Origin of the sequence: Pseudomonas sp. KT_2_4 (genome assembly GCF_041410225.1) — a bacterium.
In the GTDB taxonomy this organism is placed as follows: Bacteria; Pseudomonadota; Gammaproteobacteria; order Pseudomonadales; family Pseudomonadaceae; genus Aquipseudomonas; species Aquipseudomonas paracarnis.
This window is the reverse complement of record NZ_CP166962.1, coordinates 3,737,888-3,759,638: the sequence shown is the minus strand read 5'-3', so window position 1 is coordinate 3,759,638 and position 21,751 is coordinate 3,737,888. Positions and strand designations below refer to the sequence as shown.

16 protein-coding genes are annotated in these 21,751 nt (G+C 61.2%); 8 read left to right on the top strand and 8 right to left on the bottom strand.

The features are described 5' to 3' along the window. Positions 1 to 36: 36 nt before the first annotated feature. The 3 genes from AB9N64_RS17410 to uvrD form a co-directional block, all read right to left on the bottom strand. A complete protein-coding gene (locus AB9N64_RS17410; RefSeq protein WP_014720555.1) occupies positions 37 to 444 on the bottom strand; it encodes an SMI1/KNR4 family protein in 408 nt (135 codons plus the stop codon). 135 nt (positions 445 to 579) lie between these two features. Beyond that, positions 580 to 1,446 (bottom strand): Tim44 domain-containing protein, encoded by an 867-nt coding sequence (locus AB9N64_RS17405; RefSeq protein ID WP_003195740.1) that lies wholly within the window; start codon positions 1,444 to 1,446, stop codon positions 580 to 582. Positions 1,447 to 1,663: 217 nt separating this feature from the next. Then, the gene (gene uvrD / locus AB9N64_RS17400) at positions 1,664 to 3,847 is read right to left on the bottom strand and encodes a DNA helicase II (RefSeq protein ID WP_371359559.1); all 2,184 of its coding nucleotides are present in this window, start codon (positions 3,845 to 3,847) and stop codon (positions 1,664 to 1,666) included. Between the two features lie 278 nt (positions 3,848 to 4,125). Between uvrD and AB9N64_RS17395 the strand changes: the two genes are divergently transcribed. From AB9N64_RS17395 to AB9N64_RS17385, 3 genes are all read left to right on the top strand, one after another. Next, the gene (locus AB9N64_RS17395) at positions 4,126 to 6,999 is read left to right on the top strand and encodes an EAL domain-containing protein (protein ID WP_371359558.1); all 2,874 of its coding nucleotides are present in this window, start codon (positions 4,126 to 4,128) and stop codon (positions 6,997 to 6,999) included. Between the two features lie 162 nt (positions 7,000 to 7,161). Next, positions 7,162 to 8,028, top strand: a complete 867-nt coding sequence (hexR, locus tag AB9N64_RS17390; RefSeq protein WP_003177007.1) for a transcriptional regulator HexR — start codon at positions 7,162 to 7,164, stop codon at positions 8,026 to 8,028. A gap of 205 nt (positions 8,029 to 8,233) precedes the next feature. Beyond that, positions 8,234 to 8,431, top strand: a complete 198-nt coding sequence (locus AB9N64_RS17385) for a PA3496 family putative envelope integrity protein (protein ID WP_020302818.1) — start codon at positions 8,234 to 8,236, stop codon at positions 8,429 to 8,431. Here the strand turns inward: AB9N64_RS17385 and AB9N64_RS17380 are convergent. Next, positions 8,361 to 9,335 (bottom strand): LysR family transcriptional regulator, encoded by a 975-nt coding sequence (locus AB9N64_RS17380; RefSeq protein ID WP_014720552.1) that lies wholly within the window; start codon positions 9,333 to 9,335, stop codon positions 8,361 to 8,363. The genes AB9N64_RS17385 and AB9N64_RS17380 overlap by 71 nt on opposite strands. A 196-nt stretch (positions 9,336 to 9,531) precedes the next feature. Here AB9N64_RS17380 and AB9N64_RS17375 point away from each other — a divergent pair, with 196 nt between their 5' ends. Beyond that, positions 9,532 to 10,947: an acetyl-CoA carboxylase biotin carboxylase subunit gene (locus AB9N64_RS17375; RefSeq protein WP_003195732.1), complete on the top strand. Its 1,416-nt coding sequence runs from the start codon at positions 9,532 to 9,534 to the stop codon at positions 10,945 to 10,947. 11 nt (positions 10,948 to 10,958) lie between these two features. Further along, on the top strand, positions 10,959 to 12,767 hold the full coding sequence (oadA, locus tag AB9N64_RS17370; RefSeq protein WP_003195730.1) for a sodium-extruding oxaloacetate decarboxylase subunit alpha: 1,809 nt from the start codon (positions 10,959 to 10,961) through the stop codon (positions 12,765 to 12,767). Between the two features lie 84 nt (positions 12,768 to 12,851). On the opposite strand, the gene AB9N64_RS17365 is transcribed toward oadA, so the two are convergent. Next, entirely contained in the window at positions 12,852 to 14,153 is a 1,302-nt protein-coding gene (locus AB9N64_RS17365) for an autotransporter domain-containing protein (protein ID WP_014720551.1), read from the bottom strand. A 109-nt stretch (positions 14,154 to 14,262) separates the two neighbouring features. Next, positions 14,263 to 17,229 carry an autotransporter domain-containing protein gene (locus AB9N64_RS17360; protein ID WP_371359557.1) on the bottom strand — a complete coding sequence of 989 codons (2,967 nt, stop codon included), beginning with the start codon at positions 17,227 to 17,229 and terminating at the stop codon, positions 14,263 to 14,265. 223 nt (positions 17,230 to 17,452) lie between these two features. Between AB9N64_RS17360 and AB9N64_RS17355 the strand changes: the two genes are divergently transcribed. Further along, positions 17,453 to 18,793 (top strand): type II toxin-antitoxin system HipA family toxin, encoded by a 1,341-nt coding sequence (locus AB9N64_RS17355; RefSeq protein WP_060766908.1) that lies wholly within the window; start codon positions 17,453 to 17,455, stop codon positions 18,791 to 18,793. Continuing rightward, positions 18,790 to 19,068: a helix-turn-helix domain-containing protein gene (locus AB9N64_RS17350; RefSeq protein ID WP_014720548.1), complete on the top strand. Its 279-nt coding sequence runs from the start codon at positions 18,790 to 18,792 to the stop codon at positions 19,066 to 19,068. Before AB9N64_RS17355 ends, AB9N64_RS17350 begins: the two co-directional genes overlap by 4 nt. A 3-nt stretch (positions 19,069 to 19,071) precedes the next feature. Here AB9N64_RS17350 and AB9N64_RS17345 read toward each other — a convergent pair whose 3' ends face one another. After that, positions 19,072 to 19,842 (bottom strand): amino acid ABC transporter permease, encoded by a 771-nt coding sequence (locus AB9N64_RS17345; RefSeq protein WP_014720547.1) that lies wholly within the window; start codon positions 19,840 to 19,842, stop codon positions 19,072 to 19,074. Further along, entirely contained in the window at positions 19,839 to 20,660 is an 822-nt protein-coding gene (locus AB9N64_RS17340; protein WP_014720546.1) for an ABC transporter substrate-binding protein, read from the bottom strand. Before AB9N64_RS17340 ends, AB9N64_RS17345 begins: the two co-directional genes overlap by 4 nt. A 114-nt stretch (positions 20,661 to 20,774) precedes the next feature. On the opposite strand from AB9N64_RS17340, the gene AB9N64_RS17335 reads away from it, so the two are divergent. Then, a complete protein-coding gene (locus tag AB9N64_RS17335) occupies positions 20,775 to 21,677 on the top strand; it encodes a homocysteine S-methyltransferase family protein (protein WP_014720545.1) in 903 nt (300 codons plus the stop codon). The last annotated feature ends 74 nt before the right edge of the window (positions 21,678 to 21,751 follow it).

Genomic DNA, 21,751 nt, shown 5'->3' with positions numbered 1-21,751 from the left:
GGGAGCAAGCTCCCTCGCCACAAAAGCTATCAAGTATCAGCTTTCCAGCCAGACGTCCCGTGCCCAGTGCCACACCGATTCCCAGGTTTCTTCGGTGACCAATTCTTCTTCGGCGGACCACAACACCACGGTGCCGTCTTCTTCGACGCAGTAGTAGTCGTCGCCGTCCTGGCAGATAGGGATCAGGCTGCGATCAACACCGGCATCCCAGGCGTTGGCCGCGACGTCCGGCAGGTAAGTGTGGGACTGCGGGTCGGTGACGGTCACTGGCTCCAGGCTGCCATAGACTACGTCGCTGACGGTCAGCAAGAATTCACGGAAGACAAAGGGGATGTCGATGAACAGTTGTTCCTCGATTTCCACCAGCAGGTCTTCGTCAGGTAGCTCCAAAGGAACCGGGACCGGTTCGTTGGCTTCACGCAGTTGTTCGATGATTTCTTCCACGGCCGGGATCCTCTTGCTAGATGGCGCGGTTTATAGGGGCGTTTTATACAGTAGCTCGCTATAAGTGCAACCGTGAAATAGAAAACCCCGGACATGTCCGGGGTTTTTGTTACCGCTTGCTCAAACGCGCAGGTATTAGCCGTTCTGGCGGATACCGGCGACCAGCCATGGCTGGTCGTCGCCCTGGGCGCGTTCCATGTTCCAGCTTTCGCTGAACACTTCGCCCTGGTCGAAACGCGAGGACTTCGACACACCGCTGAAGGTCAGGGTGGCGATGGTCTTGTCGGCACGATCGTCCACGCCATCGAGCTGTACGCGCAGGTCGTCGATGTAGGTCGACTGGAAGGCGTCACCGATCTCGGCACGTTCGCGCTTGAGGAACTCCAGCAGTTGCGGGGTCACGAACTCGGAGATCTTGTCCATTTCGTTGGCATCCCAGTGCTGCTGCAGGGACTGGAAGTGGCTGCGGGCCGCTTCGACGAAACGCTCTTCGTTGAACCAGGCCGGTGCGTTGATCACCGGACGGGCGGCAGGGGCTGCCGAACCACCGAAGATCGAACCCATGGCAGGCTTCTGTTCGAACGCTTCACGCTGCATCGGCGCGCCGGCTGGAGCCAGGTGCTCCTGCTGCTTGCGGCGACGGGCGGCGATAAAGCGGAAGACCAAAAAGGCGATGACGCCCATGATCAGGATGTCGAAGATCTGCATGCCCTGGAAGCCGTCGCCCATGAACATGGACGCGAGCAGGCCACCGGCGGCGATGCCGGCCAGTGGGCCCAGCCAGCGCGAAGCACCGCCGGCCTTGGCAGCAGCGCCAGCGGCACCGGCTGCGCCTGCAGTAGCCGCAGCACCGCCCGCACCGGCGGATGGAGCCATTTGGCTGGTCTGGTGAGTCGGTGCCGCGCCCGAGCTTTTGCCGCCACCGAAGCGTTTGGCGTTGGCGTCGAGGCTCATCGTCAGGCCGATGCACAACGCCATGGCGATGCTAAGAAAACGTTTCATATAGGGAATTCCCATTTGTGGATTGCACGCGCGCCATGTTGCACAGGTGTCGTGGCAGTGGCTAGCGGCATAATGTTTCGGGCTTTTGCGTAAGATCAAATCCGAAGGGTCTGTAGGACTAATTACAGATATTGGCCCGCACGCCTCTAAAACAAGGGTGGGCCAATAATCTTCATGTTACGCAGTGTTTCATGATGGTGGGCTTATTGTGGCCAGCTCAGACCGCTTCGAGCTTGGCGTAACCCATCATCAGCCACTTGCTGCCCTCGGCGAAGTTCACCTGCACCCGGGCCTGGGCGCCGGCGCCTTCGAAGTTGAGGATCACGCCTTCGCCGAAGATCGCATGCTTGACCTGCTGGCCCAGGCTGAACGGGGTTTCCGGTATTTCGGAACCGGCAAACATGCTGCTGGAGTTCTGTTGCTGGCCACCGCCGAACGGGCGGCTGACGCTGTTGGACAAGCGCACTTCCTGGATCAGCCCCTTGGGCACCTCACGTACGAAGCGCGACACCTTATTGTAGGTTTCGCTACCGTACAGGCGTCGGGTCTCGGCGTAGGTCATCACCAGGTTCTGCATCGCCCGGGTAATGCCCACGTAGGCCAGGCGGCGTTCTTCTTCAAGGCGGCCGGGTTCTTCCAGGCTCATCTTGTGAGGGAACAGGCCTTCCTCCATGCCCACCAGGAACACGTAAGGGAATTCCAGGCCTTTGGCGCTGTGCAAGGTCATCAGCTGGATGCTGTCTTCATGCTCGTCGGCCTGGGTATCGCCGGCTTCCAGCGAGGCGTGGCCCAGGAAGGCGGCGAGCGGCGTCAGCTCTTCGTCGTCCTCGGTGTTTTCGAACGCGCGGGCGGCGCTGACCAGTTCCTCAAGGTTTTCTACCCGGGCCTGGCCTTTCTCGCCTTTTTCCGCTTCGTGATAGGCGATCAGCCCGGACTGCTCGATCACGGTCTGAGTCATCAGGTGCAGTGGCATCTCTGCGCACTTGGCGGCCAGGTTCTCGATCAGCTCGACAAACACCCCCAACGCCCCGGCAGCACGGCCAGTCAGGCCTTTGTTGGCGATCAGCAAGCGCATGGCTTCCCACATCGACACATCGGCATGGCGCGCATGGTCGCGGATCGCTTCAACGGTTTTCTCGCCAATGCCACGCGCCGGGATATTGATCACCCGCTCCAGCGCCGCATCGTTACCACGGCCCTCAAGCAAACGCAGGTAGGCCATGGCGTTCTTGATTTCGGCACGTTCGAAGAAGCGCTGGCCGCCATAGATGCGGTAGGGGATGCGCTCGCGCAGCAACGCTTCTTCCAGCACCCGCGATTGGGCGTTGGAACGGTACAGAATCGCGATATCGCTACGGGCCAGGCCGGTTTTCAGTGCGCTTTCGATGGTTTCCACCACATAGCGCGCTTCATCGTGCTCATTGAACGCCGCGTACAGGTTGATCGCTTCGCCTTCCCCGCCGTCGGTCCACAACTCTTTGCCCAGGCGCCCGGTGTTGTTGGCGATCAAGGCGTTGGCCGCCTTGAGGATCCCGGCGGTGGAGCGGTAATTCTGCTCCAGGCGGATGGTCACCGCGTCCGGGAAGTCTTCGGAATACTGGTAGATGTTCTCGATTTTCGCGCCGCGCCAGCCGTAGATCGACTGGTCGTCATCGCCCACCACCATCAGGCTGTCGCCGCCCTTGGCCAGCAGGCGCAACCAGGCGTACTGCACGGCGTTGGTGTCCTGGAACTCGTCCACCAGGATATGGCGGAAGCGTTTCTGGTAATGGGCCAGCAAACCGGGGTTGTCGCGCCACAGGTCGAGGGCACGCAGCAGCAGTTCGGAGAAGTCGATGACGCCGGCGCGCACGCAGGCCGCTTCATAGGCCTCATAAATGCTGCGCATGGTGGCCAGGAACAGGTCGCCGCTGGCCTGGTTATGTTGCGGGCGCAGGCCCTCGTCTTTCTGGCCGTTGATAAACCACTGCGCCTGACGCGCCGGCCAGCGTTGTTCGTCCAGGCCCAGTTCGCGGATCACGCGCTTGACCAGGCGTTGCTGGTCGTCGCTGTCGAGAATCTGGAAGGTCTGGCTCAGCCCCGCTTCCTGCCAATGCGCCCGCAACAGGCGGTGCGCCAGGCCGTGGAAAGTGCCTACCCACATGCCGGCCGGGCTGATGCCCATCAACTGCTCGATGCGATGACGCATCTCGGCAGCGGCCTTGTTGGTGAAGGTCACCGACAGGATGGAATGCGGGGACGCGTTTTCGACCTGGATCAACCAGGCGATACGGTGCACCAGCACTCGGGTTTTACCGGAGCCAGCACCGGCCAGGACCAACTGACGGCCAACGGGGGCCGCTACGGCCTGGCGTTGGGCATCGTTGAGGGAGTTCAGCAAAAGAGAGAGATCATCGCGCATCGACGCATTCTATGGGCCTTGGGGGGCCTGGGCAAATCCCAATGCCGGATGGTCGATGCAAAACACCTGCAGGCTAGCGACGCGGCGAACATTCTGACGGGGGTGATGACCGGTTGGTCATCGGCCGCAACCCGTGCCGTGTCTTGCTCAAGCGGTCTGGACCAAAGGTTTGCGGCCAATCGCAGCAGGTTTTTTATGACTTGTAGCAGTTTGGCCCAGGCGCTTGCTTGTGTATGCTCCGTCGACGTTTCGGGCTCACCATTATAAGAACACCGCCTATGACCCTTAGCACCGACCTGTTTGGCCCCTCGCCGGCCCCAGCACAGGTCATCCGTAAACACTATGCAACCCAAATCGCGGTTGAGCGCACGCGCCTGCTCTATCAGGGCTCGTTGCTGCCGACGCTGCTGATGCTGGTCAACGGGCTGGTCTGCGCCTGGTTGCTGTGGAACCCCAATCAATACCTGCTGGACAGCGTCTGGCTGCTCTGGCTGCTGGCCCTGGTGGCGATGCGCGTGATTCAAGTAGCGGCCTTTGACGCGGCCATGCCCAGCCGGCAGGCCCAGCCCGTGTGGCGCCGTATGTTCATGCTCGGCTCGGCGGTCAGTGGCCTGACCCTCTCGGCTGCGGCCATTGCCCTGGTGCCCACGGACAGTTTCATGCATCAAGCCTGGGTGTTTGGCCTGATCGGCGCCGCCACCTTGTCGGCCAGCGTTGCCTATGCCGTGAGCTTTTGGGCCTACCTGTCGTTTGCCTTGCCGTGCCTGGTGCCGGCCATCGTCTACCTGTTCTGGAATGGCACACCGCAGCAACAAGGCTGGGGCGTGCTCGGGCTGATCCTGCTGGCGTCCCTGAGCCTGGTGGCGTGGCAGGTCAACCGCCTGATCCAGCGCGGGTTGTTGCGCCGTTTCCAGAACCAGGCCCTGATCGAGCATTTACAGCAGGCGCAGCAACGCAGTGAGCAGTTGAACCAAGACCTGGTGCGCGAAGTCGAGCAGCGCCGCGAGGTGGAGCAGAACTTGCGTGAAGCCCAAGTCGGCTTGCAAGACCGTGTGGCGCAACGCAGCCAGCAATTGGATGCTGCCAGCCTCGCCTTGAGTAAAAGCGAAGCGCGCCTGGCCATGGCCCTGCAAGCCAGTGAACTGGGCCTGTGGGACTGGAACCTGCAAACCGACGAGGTCCACCACACGCAACTCAAGGAGTTGTTTGGCCTGGAGCCCGAATACGTCACGGCGATGCTCAGCCACCTCAAACCGCGCTTGCACCCCGACGATCTGCCACTGCTCAAGCACGCGCTGGTAGAGCACCTCAAGGGTCGCAGCGAGGACTATCAGGTGGAATACCGGATACGTCATGGCGATGGGCATTGGGTGTGGATCGAAGACCGCGGGCGCGCCGTGGAGCGCACGCCCAGTGGCCGCGTCATCCGTATGCTGGGCACGCGTCGCGATATCAGTGCCAGCAAGGCCGTAGAAGAGCAGCAACGCCTGGCTTCGACGGTGTTCGAGGCGGCCAGCGAAGGCATTGTGATCCTCGACCCGAACTACGCGCTGATCGCCGTGAACCAGGCGTTCAGCCGCGTCACCGGCTTTGACATCGACGACATGCTTGGCCGCAACGTCGTGGAACTGCCCTGCAGTCGCGATGCGCGGCGCCACTTCCCGCTGATCCGCCAGGCATTGCTCAGCCATGGCACCTGGCAGGGCGAATTGGTGGAGACGCGCAAGAACGGCGAACTGTACCCGCAGTGGCTACAACTGAACGTGGTGCGCGATGTGCGGGGAAACGTCAGTCATATCGTAGGCTTCTTCGCCGATCTGTCCGCCCGGCGCGAGTCGGAGGAGCGCATGCGCTACCTCACCCACTACGACGAGTTGACGGGCCTGGCCAACCGTTCGCTGTTTCGCGAACGGCTGCGCGAGGCTCACCAGCGCGTGCGCCAAGGCGGTCGCAGCCTTGCGCTGCTGCATATCAACCTCGACCGCTTCAAATTGCTCAATGACAGCCTGGGCCATGAAGTGGCCGACCAACTGCTGCAGAAAATGGCGCGGCGCTTGATCAACGCGCTGCCGGAGGCCGACACCATTGCGCGCCTGTCCGGTGATGAATTCGCCGTGTTGTTTGACGCCTATGGCAACCTATCGAGCCTGGCGCGGGTGGCGACCCGGCTGCTGGCGAAATTGCGCGTGCCGGTGAATGTGGAGGGGCATGAACTGGTGGTCAGCGCCTCGATGGGCGTCAGCCTGTTGCCGGATAACGCACGGGAAATTTCTGCACTGGTCAGCCAGGCGAATATGGCGATGCAGCACGCCAAGCATTTGGGCGGGAATAATTTCCAGTTCTTCACCGACAGCCTGCAAGCCAGCACCCTGGAGCGTTTGCAGCTGGAAAACCACCTGCGCAAAGCCATCGACGAGCGTCAGCTCACGGTGTTTTACCAACCCAAGCTGTGCCTGGCCACGGGCAAGCTGAAGGCTGCCGAGGCGTTGGTCCGCTGGGAGCATCCGCAGTGGGGCATGGTGCCGCCGAGCGACTTTATCGGTTTGGCGGAAGAAACCGGCTTGATCGTGCCGTTGGGTGAATTTGTGCTGCGCCAGGCCTGCTGGCAGGCCTGCGAATGGCAGCGTCAGGGGCTGGCGCCGATTCGCGTGTCGGTCAACTTGTCGGTGCATCAGTTGCGCCAGGGCAAGCTGGTCAGCCTGGTACGCCAAGTGCTGGAAGAAACCGCACTGGACCCGCAATACCTGGAGCTGGAACTGACCGAAAGCCAGTTGCTCGACAGCGTTGAACACATCATCGCCACCTTCCAGCAACTGCGTGACCTGGGGGTGAAGCTGGCCATCGACGACTTTGGCACCGGTTACTCATCCCTCAGCTACCTCAAACGTATCCCGGTGGACTACGTAAAGATCGACCAGGCCTTTATTCGCGGGCTTGGTCAGGGACGCGAAGATGCGGCGATCACCCGTGCGATCATCGCCATGGCTCACGGGTTGGCGCTCAAGGTAGTGGCCGAAGGCGTGGAGGATCAGCAGCAGCTGGATTTCCTGCGCGGCGAGCAGTGTGACGAGGTACAGGGTTACCTGATCAGCCCGCCCATGCGGGCCGAGGGGCTGGCAGATTTGTTACGTAAAAATGCAGATTTTTCTTAGCGCAGCGTAGGCCGCCTTTATGGCTACATAGCGCCTGCCCGCTGAATCAGGGGGGAGTAGGGCGATTTAGTGATGCATCACACGGGCAAAACGACAATTCTTGTAGTATAACTACAAGCTTGCTACATCCCTGGCGCCTGCCAATAACAAGAGTCCTGCCCTTTGAACCTGTTGCAACATATCGCCCAGTCGCGCCACCTGTTACGCAAATCGGAACTCAAGGTTGCCGATCATGTGCTGCTTGACCCTGCGGCCGTGATGCACAGTTCCATGGCCGACCTGGCCCACAGCGTGGGCATCAGTGAGCCGACCATCGTGCGCTTCTGTCGCGCCATTGGGTGCTCCGGGTTTCAGGATCTGAAACTCAAGCTGGCGCAAAGCCTGGCTGCTGGTGCGAGCTTCGGCCAGTTTGCAATCCATGAAGACGACTCCGTCGCCGACTACAGCCTGAAAATCTTTGACACCACCTTGCACACCTTGATGGAAGTGCGCGAGAAGCTCGACCCGGTGGAGCTGCAAAAGGCCGTGACCGCGATGTCCCAGGCCCAGCGCGTCGAGTTCTACGGCTTCGGTGCGTCCGGCGCGGTGGCGGCCGATGCCCAGCACAAGTTCTTCCGCCTGCTGCTGACCGCCGCGGCCTACAGCGACCCGCACATGCAGGCGATGTCGGCGGTGACCTTAAAGCCCACTGACGTGGCCATCTGTATCTCCCAGTCAGGTCGCTCCAAGGACCTGCTGATCACCGCCAACCTGGTGCGTGAAAGCGGCGCTTCGCTGATCACCCTGTGCCCAAGCCAGACGCCATTGGCGGAGCTCTCCACGGTGAACCTGGCGATCGACGTGCATGAAGACACCGAAATCTACACGCCGCTGACCTCGCGCATTGCCCACCTGGTGGTCATCGACGTGTTGGCAATGGGCGTGGCCATGGCCCGTGGCCCGAGCCTGGTCAACCACCTCAAGAGCGTGAAGCGCAGTTTGCGCAGCCTTCGCCTCTCGCCAAAATCCGTCAAAGCCCTCGACGACTGAGGGTCTGTGGGAGCTGGCTTGCCTGCGATAGCGGTCTGCCAGTTACCCTCTTCATTGCCTGATACACCGCCATCGCAGGCAAGCCAGCTCCCACATGGATTTGCGCCAGCTTCGCAAGATTCATCATCCTGTAACCCCCGCGCCGCCAAACCGTCATCCCTCGCGCCCATCCTGTACTCCCCGTACTCGCATTGGGAGACTCCAAATGACCCGGCCCTACGAAGACAGCAACAGCACCGTCAAGACCCGTCGTCAGCAGGAAGACCAGCGCCGCATGGCGTTCCGTCGCGCCATCGAAGATCGTTGCGAGGAGCGCCAGTTGCTCCAGAGCATCAGTGACTACCCGGAACTGCATTGGCAGGCACCCGTGGCTGCCCAGCGAAACGCTCAGCCAACGCGCTGATCTGCACCCGTTCGCTGCGAATAAAGCCCAGGAACGCATGGGCCACCGGTGACAGGCGTTTAGCCTTGGCCTGCACCAGGCACCAACTGCGGTACAGCGGCAGTTCTTCCACCGGCAGCTCCTTGAGCCCGCCGGTGGCCAGCTCCAGGTTCAAGGCGTGGCGCGTCAGCAGGGCCACGCCCAACCCTGCCGCCACACACTCACGCTGCGCCTCCGCCGAGGCCACTTCTACCGTTTGGGTGAAGTGCACGCGTTTTTCCTTGAAGTATTCTTCGCAGGCCAGCCGCGTGCCAGAGCCCGGTTCGCGGATGAGCAGGGTATAAGGCTCCAGGTCTTGCAGGCGCAGCGGCCCTTGCAGGCTCAAGGGATGATCCGGCAATGCCACGGCCACAATCGGGTTGTTGAGAAACGGCAGGAACTCCAGGCCCATGTCCTGGGGCACCATGGACATGATCACCAGGTCATCACGGTTGTCCGAGAGCCGGCGGATTACTTGGGCACGGTTGACCACCGTGAGCTGCAATTGCACTTCCGGATGCTGGCGCTTGAAGGCGGCGAACAGGTGCGGCACGAAATACTTGGCGCTGGACTCCACCGCCAGTTTCAGTTGGCCTTGCAGTGAACCCTGCATGTCCGACAGCTGCATATCGAGGTTTTCCAAGCGCCCGAAAATATCGCGGCTGGCCCGTTGCAAGGCTTCGGCGGCCTCGGTCATGTAGAGTTTTTTGCCGACATAGTCGAACAGCGGCTGGCCGACCAGTTCTTCCAGCTGGCGAATTTGCAGGCTGACCGCCGGTTGGGTGAGTGACATTTCCTCGGCGGCACGGCTGTAGGAACGCAAATCACACACTTCATTGAAGATCTGCAGTTGACGCAATGTCATACGCATCAATGACTTACGCATTTTATAAGCCCTTAGCTCTCCGGTCGTCCGGCCAACTATAAGTCTTTACTTATACACAACCCAATAATTATTGATTTTTGTTAATTCTCCTGTGCGCATAGTGTGTGTCTCGCGACTGTCATGAAACATTTGGTCACGCGCCGACCCGCCTCAAGCGGGTCGAAGAACGCAGCAATCGGCTCAAGGGAATTTCCAAGTGATAAAAAAGATCCTGATCGCCAACCGTGGTGAAATTGCCGTACGAATCGTGCGTGCCTGCGCCGAGATGGGCATTCGCTCGGTCGCGGTTTATTCGGACGCCGACCGCCACGCGTTGCACGTCAAGCGTGCCGACGAAGCCCACAGCATCGGTGCCGAGCCACTGGCCGGTTACCTGAACCCGCGCAAGCTGGTGAACCTTGCGGTGGAAACCGGCTGCGATGCGCTACACCCCGGCTACGGCTTCCTGTCGGAAAACGCCGAATTGGCAGATATCTGTGCCGAGCGCGGCATCAAGTTCATCGGCCCGTCGGCAGAAGTGATTCGCCGCATGGGCGACAAGACCGAAGCGCGCCGCAGCATGATCAAGGCCGGTGTGCCAGTCACGCCGGGCACCGAAGGCAACGTTGCCGACATCCATGAAGCCCTCACCGAAGGCGACCGTATCGGTTACCCGGTGATGCTCAAGGCCACCTCCGGTGGTGGCGGCCGGGGCATTCGTCGTTGCAACAGTCGCGAAGAACTCGAGCAAGCCTTCCCCCGCGTGATTTCCGAAGCCACCAAGGCCTTCGGTTCGGCGGAAGTGTTCCTGGAAAAATGCATCGTCAATCCCAAGCACATCGAGGCGCAGATCCTCGGTGACAGCTTTGGCAACGTGGTGCACCTGTTCGAGCGTGATTGCTCGATCCAGCGTCGCAACCAGAAGCTGATCGAAATTGCCCCCAGCCCACAGCTGACCCCCGAACAGCGCGCCTACATCGGCGACCTGTCGGTGCGCGCGGCCAAGGCTGTGGGCTACGAGAACGCCGGTACCGTGGAGTTCCTGCTCGCCGAGGGCGAGGTGTACTTCATGGAGATGAACACGCGGGTGCAGGTGGAACACACCATCACCGAAGAAATCACCGGCATCGATATCGTTCGCGAGCAAATCCGCATCGCCTCCGGCCTGCCGTTGTCGGTCAAGCAGGAAGACATCCAGCACCGGGGTTTCGCGTTGCAGTTTCGTATCAACGCCGAAGACCCGAAGAACAACTTCCTCCCAAGCTTCGGCAAGATCACCCGTTACTACGCCCCCGGCGGTCCCGGCGTGCGGACTGACACGGCGATCTACACCGGTTACACCATCCCGCCGTTCTACGACTCCATGTGCCTGAAACTGGTGGTGTGGGCGTTGACCTGGGAAGAAGCCATGGACCGCGGCCTGCGTGCCCTGGACGACATGCGCCTGCAAGGCGTGAAGACGACCGCCGCCTACTACCAGGAAATCTTGCGCAACCCGGAATTCCGTAGCGGCCAGTTCAATACAAGCTTTGTGGAAAGCCACCCTGAGCTGACCAACTACTCGATCAAGCGCAAACCCGAAGAGCTGGCCCTGGCCATCGCCGCCGCCATCGCCGCCCACGCAGGCCTGTGAGGAATATAACAATGAGCAAGAAGATCTTCGTAACCGACACCATCCTGCGCGACGCCCACCAATCGTTGCTGGCCACCCGCATGCGCACCGACGACATGCTGCCGATCTGCGACAAGCTCGACAAAGTCGGCTACTGGTCCCTGGAAGTCTGGGGCGGCGCAACCTTCGACGCCTGTGTGCGCTTCCTCAAGGAAGACCCGTGGGAGCGCCTGCGCCAACTGCGCGCCGCACTGCCCAACACGCGCCTGCAAATGCTGCTGCGCGGCCAGAACCTGCTGGGCTACCGCCATTACAGCGACGACGTGGTCAAGGCCTTCGTGGCCAAGGCGGCGGTCAACGGTATCGACGTGTTCCGCATTTTCGATGCGATGAACGATGTGCGTAACCTGCGCGTGGCCATTGAAGCGGTCAAGGCCGCTGGCAAACATGCACAAGGCACCATCGCCTACACCACCAGCCCAGTGCACACCGTGGAAGCGTTCGTGGCCCAGGCCAAGCAATTGGAAGCCATGGGCTGCGACTCCATCGCGATCAAGGACATGGCCGGCCTGCTCACGCCCTACGCCACTGGCGAACTGGTCAAGGCACTCAAAGCCGAGCAGAATCTGCCGATCTTCATCCACTCCCACGACACCGCCGGTCTGGCCGCGATGTGCCAACTCAAGGCCATCGAAAACGGTGCCGACCATATCGACACGGCCATCTCCAGCTTTGCCTGGGGCACCAGCCATCCGGGCACCGAGTCGATGGTAGCGGCCCTTAAAGGCAGCGAGTTCGACACCGGCCTCGACCTGGAACTGCTGCAAGAGATCGGCCTGTACTTCTACGCCGTGCGCAAGAAGTACCACCAGTTCGAGAGCGAATTCACCGCCGTCGACACCCGTGTGCAAGTCAACCAGGTGCCGGGCGGGATGATCTCCAACCTGGCCAACCAGCTCAAAGAGCAGGGCGCTCTTAACCGCATGAGTGAAGTGTTGGCCGAGATTCCACGAGTGCGTGAAGACCTTGGCTTCCCGCCGCTGGTAACGCCGACCTCGCAGATCGTCGGTACCCAGGCGTTCTTCAACGTGCTGGCCGGTGAGCGCTACAAGACCATCACCAACGAAGTGAAGCTCTATCTGCAAGGCGGTTACGGCAAGGCGCCGGGCACGGTGAACGAAAAACTGCGTCGCCAGGCCATCGGCAGCGAAGACGTGATCGACGTGCGCCCGGCGGATTTGCTCAAGCCGGAAATGACCAAGCTGCGCGGTGAAATCGGCGCATTGGCCAAGTCCGAAGAAGACGTGCTGACCTACGCCATGTTCCCGGACATCGGGCGCAAGTTCCTCGAAGAGCGCGACGCCGGCACCTTGGCTCCTGAAGTGCTGTTGCCGATCCCTGAAGCGGGCGGCGTGGCCCGTGCTGGCGGCGAAGGCGTACCGACCGAATTCGTTATCGACGTGCACGGCGAAAGCTACCGCGTGGATATCACCGGTGTCGGCGTGAAGGCCGAAGGCAAGCGTCACTTCTACCTGTCCATCGACGGCATGCCGGAAGAAGTGGTGTTCGAACCGCTCAACGAGTTTGTCAGCAGCGGCGGCAGCAAGCGCAAGCATGCCACCGAACCGGGCCATGTCAGCACGGCGATGCCGGGCAATATCGTCGATGTGCTGGTCAAGGTCGGCGACGTGGTCAAGGCCGGCCAGGCCGTGCTGATTACCGAAGCCATGAAGATGGAAACCGAAGTGCAGGCAGCGATTGCCGGCAAGGTGAGCGCTGTACATGTGGCCAAGGGCGACCGGGTGAATCCTGGCGAAATCCTGATTGAGATCGAAGGCTGATCACAGCCTTCGAGACTGACGTTTAATCCTCGGGGGGGCAGGTGCTCCCCTTTTTTTTCGCCTGAAATTCAGGCGTTCCCGGGCTTAGAAGCTCATTTTCCACTGGCCCATCAGGCCTTGTTCGTGGCCATGGTTGCCGGCTTGGCTGGTATAGGTCAGGCCGACGCTGTGTTGGGTGGACAAGGCAAGGTCCAGGCCTGCTTGCAAGTCAAAGCTATCGCGGTCCAGGGCGGTGCCAGTGATGGTGTAACCGTCGATCAGGCCTGGCGCATAGCGCGAGGTTTGGCGGACCTGGCTATTGACGTCGCCATACAGGTGCTTCCAGCTCGTACTTAGGTGAGGCGTGAGGCTCATGTTGTTGTCGAAGCGATACAGCGTTGCCAGGCGCAGGCCAAAGGTGCTGTTCAAGTTTCGCTGGGTTTGTGGGCCGACGTTCAATGCGGTTACGCCGCCGCTCTCTTTGAAACGGTCGCGCTGATAGCGTTGGTAGCCGAGGCCGACGAAGGGTTCGACAGTGGAATCACCGCTGCCCAATTGATAGCCGAGTTCGGAGAACAGTGTCTGGCTGCTGGCGTTGTATTTGCTTTTGAGCGAGTCGTGGTAATTGAGCAGGCTGACGCTGCGTTTGTTCTGCCCGGCATGGTTGCTGTAGATCGCCCCCAGGCGCAGGGCGAAGGGGCCGTCCTGGCGCACGGCGTAGCCGCCCAAGTGCCAGCTGTCCAGGTTGGCGGCATAACGCGGGGCATCGAAGTGGCTGGAGGTCTTGGCGCCCATGACACCCACCCGCCAGGCATGGTCGAGCGCCCAGTCGGCGCCCAGCAACAGGCCTTGGGTATCGTGCTTCAAGCCGGCGCTGCCGTGTTGTGCGTCTAGGCTGCCGCCGTTGCCCAGGCCTTGCACCCAGAAGTGGCCGTCGTCGTCAGTAGGCAGTGTGCGCAGGGTGGCGAGCAATTGGCGGCTCAGGTGCTGGGTGGTGGCCTGGGTTGCGGTGGCCAGGTTGGCGTTTTGGCTGGCGGCCAGTTGCTCAAGGGCTGCGCCGATCCCTCCGGGTTGCTTGCTCAATTGCTCAAGTGATTTTTGCAGCTCCTTGAGGTCTTCCGAGTCCAACTCGCCGGAGGCCACCAGTTGAATCACTGCCGGCTCCAGCACCTTGGCGACCTGCAGGCCGTTGTGCGAAGTGGCCTGCTGGGTGAGGAATCCGTCGAAGGGCGGTGGAATGGGCGGCGCTTCGAACTTGGGTATAAACGCCCCGCTATAGTCGGTGGCGTCGTAGGGATGGTTCTCATAGGGCTTGTATTCGATATCGCCTCGCGCGTGGGCGGGCTGAAAACTCGCGGCCACTGCCAGGCCGATGACGATTGCGGTTCTTTGAAGTGTAAAGGGCATGAATTCCCAACCTCTGATGAATGAGGCCGGGAATTTAGGCGAGGTGCGGGGCGATAACTGTCAGGCTATCGACCACCGTTTTGCGGGAGTTGTCTCTAGTACGGTGCGATTAAAAACTCATCTGCCATTGGCCGGTCAGCGCATGGTTGCGGCTGTTGCTGCCCACTTCGCCGGTATAGCCCAGGCCCAGGCGATGACGGACGGATAAGCCTACGTCCAGGCCCGCTTCGAGCAACAGGCTGTCCCGATCCAGCGCACTGCCTTGCACATTGAAGACGGTGCCACCGGCCAGGAAAGCCTGGCGTGTGGTGCTGTCGACATCGCCATAGGTGTGCTTCCAGCCAACGCTGGCACGAGGTGTGAGGCTGACGCCGTTGTCCAGCTGGCTCAGGTGCGCCAGGCGAAGGCCGAAGGTGCTGCTGAAGTTGTCCTGGGTCTGGCCCTCGACATGCAACGCAGCGGCGCCGCCTTTTTCGTTATAGCCGTCGCGTTGGTAGCGCTGGTAGCCGAGGTTGGCGAACGGTTCTGCGCTCAAGCGGCCACTACCCATGGCGTAGCCCAGTTCAGCGAAAGCCTGCTGGCTGTTGGCGTCATAGTCGCCCTTGGGGCGGTCGTTAAAACCGTTGAAGGCCACCGTGCGTTTACTGTCGCCCTGATGCCCGCTGTAGGCCGCACCCAGGCGCAAGGCCAGTGGGCCGCTCTGGCGCAGGGCATAGACGCCGGCGTGCCAGCTGTCGACGCTGCCGTCCACACCGGTGGTGTCCAGGTCGGTCTTGGAGTAACCGCCCAGCACACCCAGGCGCCAGTCACTATCCAGCGCCCAATCGGCGCCGAGCACTGTACCTTTGGTGCGTTGGGTCAAGCCGTTACTGCCGTGCTCGCCATCGAGCTTGCCGTAGCTGCCGATGCCTTGCAGCCACAGGCGGCCGCGCGCGTTCGGGTCATTGAGGTTGCGCACCTCGGCGGGCACGCCGGTGGCGGCCAGTACCGGCGTATCTTGGTCATTGAGCCCCACCAGCAGTCCCGCACCGCCACCCACCTGGTGCATGGCGGCGAGCATGCTGTGGCCCACTTGCGCACTGGCATTGAGGGTGGCGCTGGTGAGGTTGGCGGTGCTACTGCCCGCCAGTTGCTCGATGGCTGCCCCGGCTGTGGCGCTGGTGGTATTGAGCAGGGCGTTGTACAGCGGGTTGTTCGTGCCCAGGCCTGCCAGGCTGTTGGCGGCGCTGGCGCCATTGCCGGTGCTGGCGAATTGGTTGAAGGCGATGTCGTTACGGGTGTATGTAAGGCCGACCTGAGTGGCGCTGTAATCCAGGGTTGGGGTCAGGAAGGCGTAGTCGCTGGTGACCTTGCCAAACGTGCCATTGATGCTGCCGGCTTGCAGCACGCTGTAATGGCTTTGCCAGGGGTAGGTGCCTTCGCCGGGGTTGACCGCCAGGGTCGCGCCATTGAGGTAAGCGGTGCCGCCGACCTTGATCGGCGCGCTGCTGCCGTCGGCGTTGACGCCATAGGCCAGGGTCGAGCTGCTGCCCATGCGCAAGTCGCGGTTGATGGTGGCGGTGCCCAACGCGGTGTTGGTCTGCAGGGTGCCGTTCACCACCAGGCTGCCCACCGAGCCGCCGCCGGCATACACACCGCCTGTGTCGACCGTCACGTTACCGGTAATCCCGCCTTGGTTGACCAGCTTGGCACCGCTGGAAATCTTGCCGCCGTCGCTGAAATCACCCTGGCCGGTCAACGTCCAGGTACCTTGCTTGACCTCCAGCCATTCAAGGTTGCGGCTGTCGCCAAAACTGCCCCCTGCGACGTCGTCCAGGGTCAGTCGGTCGTAACCGCTGCCGCCGTCCACCGTGCCGATAAAGCGGCTGCCGTTGCGCAAGATCAGCTGGTCATCGCCGCCGCCCAAATCCAGGGCCAGGCCATTACTGCCGCTGATGGTGCCGCTATTGATAACCGTGTCGGCATAGTTGCCGACGAACTTCACGCCAAAGCCATCCAGGCCCTGAATCGTGCCGTGGTTCTCCAGGATGGTAGCCGCGAGCCCCGGCCCGTCGCTGCCGTCGTCCACCAGGATGGCATTGTTGGCACCACTGACCAACGCGCCTTTGGCGTTGTAGAGAGAGCCACCGCCCAGGGCGATCCCTTCGCTGCCGTTGGCAAAGCCGTTCTTGTCGACACCCCCGGCGCCGACACCCTGGATGACGCCGTAGTTTTCGATATGGGCGATCTTGTCGATGTCCACGCCGTCACCGTCGCCATCCGGTTGCAGCCCGGAGAACGCGCCGGTGATGGTGCCGTGGTTGATCACAGTGCCGTCGCCATCGGAACCAAAGCCCGAGCCGTTGCGGCCGATCACCGTGCCGTAGTTGGTCAGCGTGGCGCCCTCGTCCGTGGTGATGCCATGGCGGCCACCGGAAATCAGGCCATAGTTGGTCACCGTCACGCCGCTGGCGGAGTCGATGTCCACGCCATCGAACTTGTCATCGCGGGAGAAGGTGTTGCCGGTGGAGATCTCACCGTAGTTAGTGATAGAGGCGTTGGCGCCAGTCTTCATGCCGTCGCTGGCCTCCCCGCGAATCAAGCCACCGGCACGGTTGATGATCGTGGTGGTGACGTTGCCGCTGCGCAGCGCATCCAGGTCCAGCCCTTGGCCGGTGGCCGAGCGAAGGGTGCCGCTGTTGTCGATCAGCACGCTGCCGCTGACAACGTTACTGTTGATGCGCAACGCATCATTGGCACCTTGAATCACCCCACCGGCAAGGTTGTAAATGCTGTACCTGCGCTCCCCGCTGACGCTCCCCGAACTGTCGATACCCCGACCGCCACTGGAGACCAGCTTGCCCGCGTTAGTCACCACCACCCCCGCACCGCGGGTGCCGTCCTTGAGCGTCACCGCCACCCCGGAGGTTGTAATGCTGCCAGGCGCCGACGTGGTCAACGTATCACTGCCACCCAGGGTTTGCCCCTGTGTCGTAGGCGTGTCGATCTGCAGGGTCTTGGCTGCGGCTGCTTCAATGAAACCGCCGCTGGCCAACAGGGTGATGGCGAGCGCGAGGCGTTGTGGACACGGGGGCATGCTGGGCGACCTTGTTATGGCAAGCGAGTCGACTGGTATAGCGCAAGGTCGTTGCAGAAATGTGTCGCAGTGATGACGGTCAAGTCGTATGCATTAAATTGCATATCTCCAGGTCTTTCCCCTCCATATCTGCATTTTAATGCATATATAAAGACACTCTATGAGTGAGAAATGCACTATATTGCATGTGTTGCTCTCATCACTGCTTAGCAGGTGCACTAAATTGCAGAAAGACACCGCTTACTCTTTGACGCTGCAAATTTTCACCGCCGGGCACTGGCATGATGCTATGCGGCTTGAATTTCCTGAACCGCAACGGGGTTTTGTCGGGCCCTGCAGGTTTCATTACCGCCAGGATTATCTGGCCGATCACCTCGAAGAGATCCAGCAGCCTTTTTGCTACGCGGCCAGTGCCCGGTTCCCGCTGGATTGGGACGTTACGGTGCTCAAGTCAGCCCCCGCTTTTTTGCACGATATCGCGCCAGCCGGCGCGGCCAAGCGCTTTTTGATGCAGCGTCTTGGTCGTGAGAAACCCCAGGCCATCGATGACGACTTGTTCTTGCTGGGGCGCAGTACGTCGGCGCCGATTGGCAACATGCGGATCAAGGAGTCCATCCAAGCCCTGGGCGGTGAAACCCCGATGGGGTTTGCACGACATGAGGTCGTCAGTCGCGATAGCCGTTTCCTGGAATATGCCTATGAACAAGGTGCTGCCATCGGCGGTGCTACCGGAGCAGGGGGCGAGGCACCGAAATTGTTGATGACCCAAGGCGTAGATGGCTTGCTGTATCCAGACGCGATCCTGAATGACGCTGACGTCGCTCAGCACTGGTTCATCAAGTTCGCGCGCAACCAGGCTACGCAGACTGATCAAGATATCCTGCGAAGTGAGTACCACTATTACCGGGCGCTTGAGTCTCTTGGCATCGAAACGGTCGCCACCCAAGGGCTGGCGCTGGAAGAGGCGACAAAACCCAGCCTGTGGATGCATCGTTTTGATCGCAGGCTGGGTGAGGGCGGTGTTGAACGGCTGGCCGTCGAGTCGATCTATTCCTTGGCCGGTGTGACCACCCCTGGCAGCTACATGGATCATCTGGAGGTGGTGAGGCTGTTGGTCGATCAATGGCGAGCAGTGGGACAAGAGGACCACGTCGCAGATCTGGTCGCAGAGTACCTGCGCCGGGATTTGCTGAATAAAGTGCTGGGTAATTCGGATAACCACGGCCGCAATACATCGATCATCCGCGAGCCCAAGGCGCTGCGCCTGGCCCCCATTTATGATTTGGCACCCATGGTAATGGACGCTGAAGCCGTCACTCGAACCACCAAATGGCCCAAACCCTTGGAACTCGCCGGGGATATCAATTGGCGAGCGGTATGCGAGGCTCTGGCCGACCTCGTCGACCCCGAGCAAAGCTTTGAACGCCTGCGACAAACAGCCGAGCACCTGCGTGCATTACCGGATCTTCTGGTGGCCAGTGGCGTGCCCGCTGTGACCTTGAATCACCCAAGCATCCCATTAGGGAAACTGGACCTGCGTCTCAGGCAGTGGGGGTTGAGATGACGATTAGCATGGATGCTCGTGCGTTGTTGATCGACAGCGTCGAACAAGGCTTGGCCGGTGGCTCGCTCGAGCTGGGCTCCGCCGTACGCCGCCTGCGCATCGAAGTGACCGGCCTGCACCAAAGCCAGTTCGCCAGAATGTGCAAAATTTCGGTGCGTACCCTGGTGCATATCGAACATGGCGATGGCAACCCAACCCTGAAATCGCTGAATGCCGTGTTTCGGCCCTTCGGTTTGCAGATGGGCGTGGTCAAGGTGCGGCGCAACAGGCCCTGACCGTCAACCGCGCCGCACGTAGCCCTTGCCGAAATGCCGCTCCATCCGCGCCTGGATCAATTCCAGCCCCAGGGACATCACCCAATAAATGATCGCCGCGGTCGTGAGCATCTCGATATAGCGGTAGCTTGAGCGGCCATAGGACTGCGCCAGAAACATCACTTCCCACACGCCCATCACCGAGATCAGGGAGGAGTCCTTGAGCATCGAGATGAACTGGTTGGTGGCCGGCGGGATGATGGTGCGCATGGCCTGGGGCAGGGTCACGTGCCAGAAGATCGCCCTGTCGCGCATGCCCAGGGCCAGCGCGGCCTCGCGTTGGCCGTGGGGCACGCCGAGGATGCCGGCGCGGAAAATCTCGCTCAGGTAGGCGCCGTAATTCAGTGACAACGCGATGATCCCGGCGACGATGGCGCCTGGCACCAGCCCCAATTGCGGCAGGCCCAGGTAGATCAACAGGATCTGGATCAGCAGCGGCGTGCCGCGAAAGAACGAGGCGTAGAAACTGGCGATGCCGAACGCCACGGCACTTTTGGACAGGCGCCCCAACGCGGTGATAAAGCCCAGCACCGACGACGCGACAATGGCGCACAGGCACAAGAACAGCGTCAGCGCCGCGCCTTGCAGGAAGCCGTTGGGCGCAAGGTGCAGGCCGACCAGGTTGGGCAGCTTGTCGAGGATGATCGAGAACTTCAGGTCAAAGCTCAGGAAGAAACTCGCAAACAGCGCGAACAGTGCCGCCCAGGTCAGGTAAAGCCGTAGGCGAAAACTCATCGGCTGATATCGGCGCCGATCCATTTTTGCGACAGCGCGCTCAAGGTTCCGTCCTGCTTGAGCTGGGCGAAGACCTCACGCACTTTGCTGTCCCACTGCGGGTCGCCTTTCTCGATGGCCACCGAGTTGGGCTCCGAGTACAGCGGCGCACCGGCGAGCTTGAAACGCTTGTCCTGGGTCAGGCGCGGCTGCGCGGTGACCAGGTTGGTGAGGATCGCATCCAGGCGCACGCCAGCGCCCAGGCCCAGATCCTGGAACGCCACGTTGTCGGTGTCGTACGGGGCGATCTGCACCTCCTCGAACGGGTACTGCAACTGCGTGTCTTCGGCGCCTTCGATCACCAGGTTCTTGTTCAGGTAGCTTTCGTAGCTAGAGGCGCTGGTGAGGCCGACCTTCTTGCCGCTCAGGTCCCGGGCGTCGTGGATGCGGTCGTCCTTGGCATTGACCACAATCACGGCGGGCGAGGCGTAGTACTCCACCGGGAAGTCGAACACCTCGGCGCGTGCCTTGCTTGGGGTCATGGAACAGATGCAGATGTCGTAGCGCCCGCTCCACCGGCCGGCGGCGATCACGTCCCAGGACGGAGTTTCCAGGCGCAACTTCACGCCCAGTTTTTGCGCCACGGCCTTGGCCACGTCCACGTCGAAACCGTCGAGCTGGTTCTGGTCATTGAGAAATGAAAACGGCGGATAGCTTTCCATCAGCACGCCGACCAGTTCTTTTTTCTGCTCGACACGATCCAACGTGGCACCGCCAAAGGCTTGGGTTGAAGCAGCCAACATCGTCAGGCCCAGGGCCAACAGCGGTCTGAATTTCAAAATCGAACACCTGAATAAAAAAGAGGTTGTTATTAACCGAACGGTACGCATTAAATAGTTATAAGAACGACTCTCATAGTGAGTTATTTTCATAAGCATATGAGTAAAAAGCATATGGGCGCAGTAAGCACAGTAATTCTCGATGGTGGCATGGGCCGTGAACTGCAACGCCGTGGGGCGCCGTTCCGTCAGCCGGAATGGTCGGCACTGGCCTTGAGCGAAGCGCCGCAAGCGGTGGAGGCGGTGCACGCGGCCTACATCGACAGCGGCGCCAATGTGATCACCAGCAACAGTTACGCGGTGGTGCCGTTCCATATCGGCGAAGCGCGGTTCGCCCAAGAAGGGCAGGCGCTCGCCGCCCTGGCCGGTGAGTTGGCGCGACGGGCGGTGCAGGCCTCCGGTAAAGCCGTGCAGGTAGCCGGCTCACTGCCGCCGCTATTTGGCTCTTATCGCCCAGATCTGTTCCAGGCCGAGCGCGTCAGTGAGTTGCTCACCCCCTTGGTGAACGGCCTGGCCCCGCATGTCGATCTGTGGCTGGCGGAAACCCAGAGCTCAATCGCTGAAGCACGGGCGATCCATGCCGGGCTGCCTAAGGATGGCAAGCCGTTCTGGCTGTCGTTTACCTTGAAAGACGAAGACACCGACGAGGTGCCGCGCCTGCGCTCCGGCGAACCGGTGGCGGACGCAGCCGAGGCGGCGGCGCAACTGGGGGTGCAGGTATTGCTGTTCAACTGCAGCCAGCCGGAAGTGATCGGCGCGGCGATTGACGCTGCCCGCCAGACCTTCGACCGTTTGGGTGTAGCGATTCAGATCGGCGCCTACGCCAACGCTTTCCCGCCGCAACCCAAGGAAGCCACGGCCAACGATGGCCTGGACCCGTTGCGCGATGACCTCGACCCACCCGGCTACTTGCAATGGGCGGCCGATTGGCAAGCGCGCGGCGCTAGCCATCTGGGTGGATGCTGCGGCATCGGACCGGAGCATATTGCGGTGCTGGCGCAGCGCCTGACCGACTGATTCACCGCTAGTCAAACCTGTGGGAGCTGGCTTGCCTGCGATGGCATCAACTGGTTTTGCCTGATACACCGAGG

What these genes read in the sequence shown, in the direction of transcription:
- oadA (WP_003195730.1), top strand. Translation starts at nt 10,959, where the DNA reads ATGAGCAAGAAGATCTTCGTAACCGACACCATCCTGCGCGACGCCCAC.
- AB9N64_RS17405 (WP_003195740.1), bottom strand. Translation starts at nt 1,446, where the DNA reads ATGAAACGTTTTCTTAGCATCGCCATGGCGTTGTGCATCGGCCTGACG.
- AB9N64_RS17335 (WP_014720545.1), top strand. Translation starts at nt 20,775, where the DNA reads ATGGGCGCAGTAAGCACAGTAATTCTCGATGGTGGCATGGGCCGTGAA.
- AB9N64_RS17395 (WP_371359558.1), top strand. Translation starts at nt 4,126, where the DNA reads ATGACCCTTAGCACCGACCTGTTTGGCCCCTCGCCGGCCCCAGCACAG.
- AB9N64_RS17380 (WP_014720552.1), bottom strand. Translation starts at nt 9,335, where the DNA reads ATGCGTAAGTCATTGATGCGTATGACATTGCGTCAACTGCAGATCTTC.
- AB9N64_RS17385 (WP_020302818.1), top strand. Translation starts at nt 8,234, where the DNA reads ATGACCCGGCCCTACGAAGACAGCAACAGCACCGTCAAGACCCGTCGT.
- uvrD (WP_371359559.1), bottom strand. Translation starts at nt 3,847, where the DNA reads ATGCGCGATGATCTCTCTCTTTTGCTGAACTCCCTCAACGATGCCCAA.
- AB9N64_RS17360 (WP_371359557.1), bottom strand. Translation starts at nt 17,229, where the DNA reads ATGCCCCCGTGTCCACAACGCCTCGCGCTCGCCATCACCCTGTTGGCC.
- AB9N64_RS17365 (WP_014720551.1), bottom strand. Translation starts at nt 14,153, where the DNA reads ATGCCCTTTACACTTCAAAGAACCGCAATCGTCATCGGCCTGGCAGTG.
- AB9N64_RS17350 (WP_014720548.1), top strand. Translation starts at nt 18,790, where the DNA reads ATGACGATTAGCATGGATGCTCGTGCGTTGTTGATCGACAGCGTCGAA.
- AB9N64_RS17345 (WP_014720547.1), bottom strand. Translation starts at nt 19,842, where the DNA reads ATGAGTTTTCGCCTACGGCTTTACCTGACCTGGGCGGCACTGTTCGCG.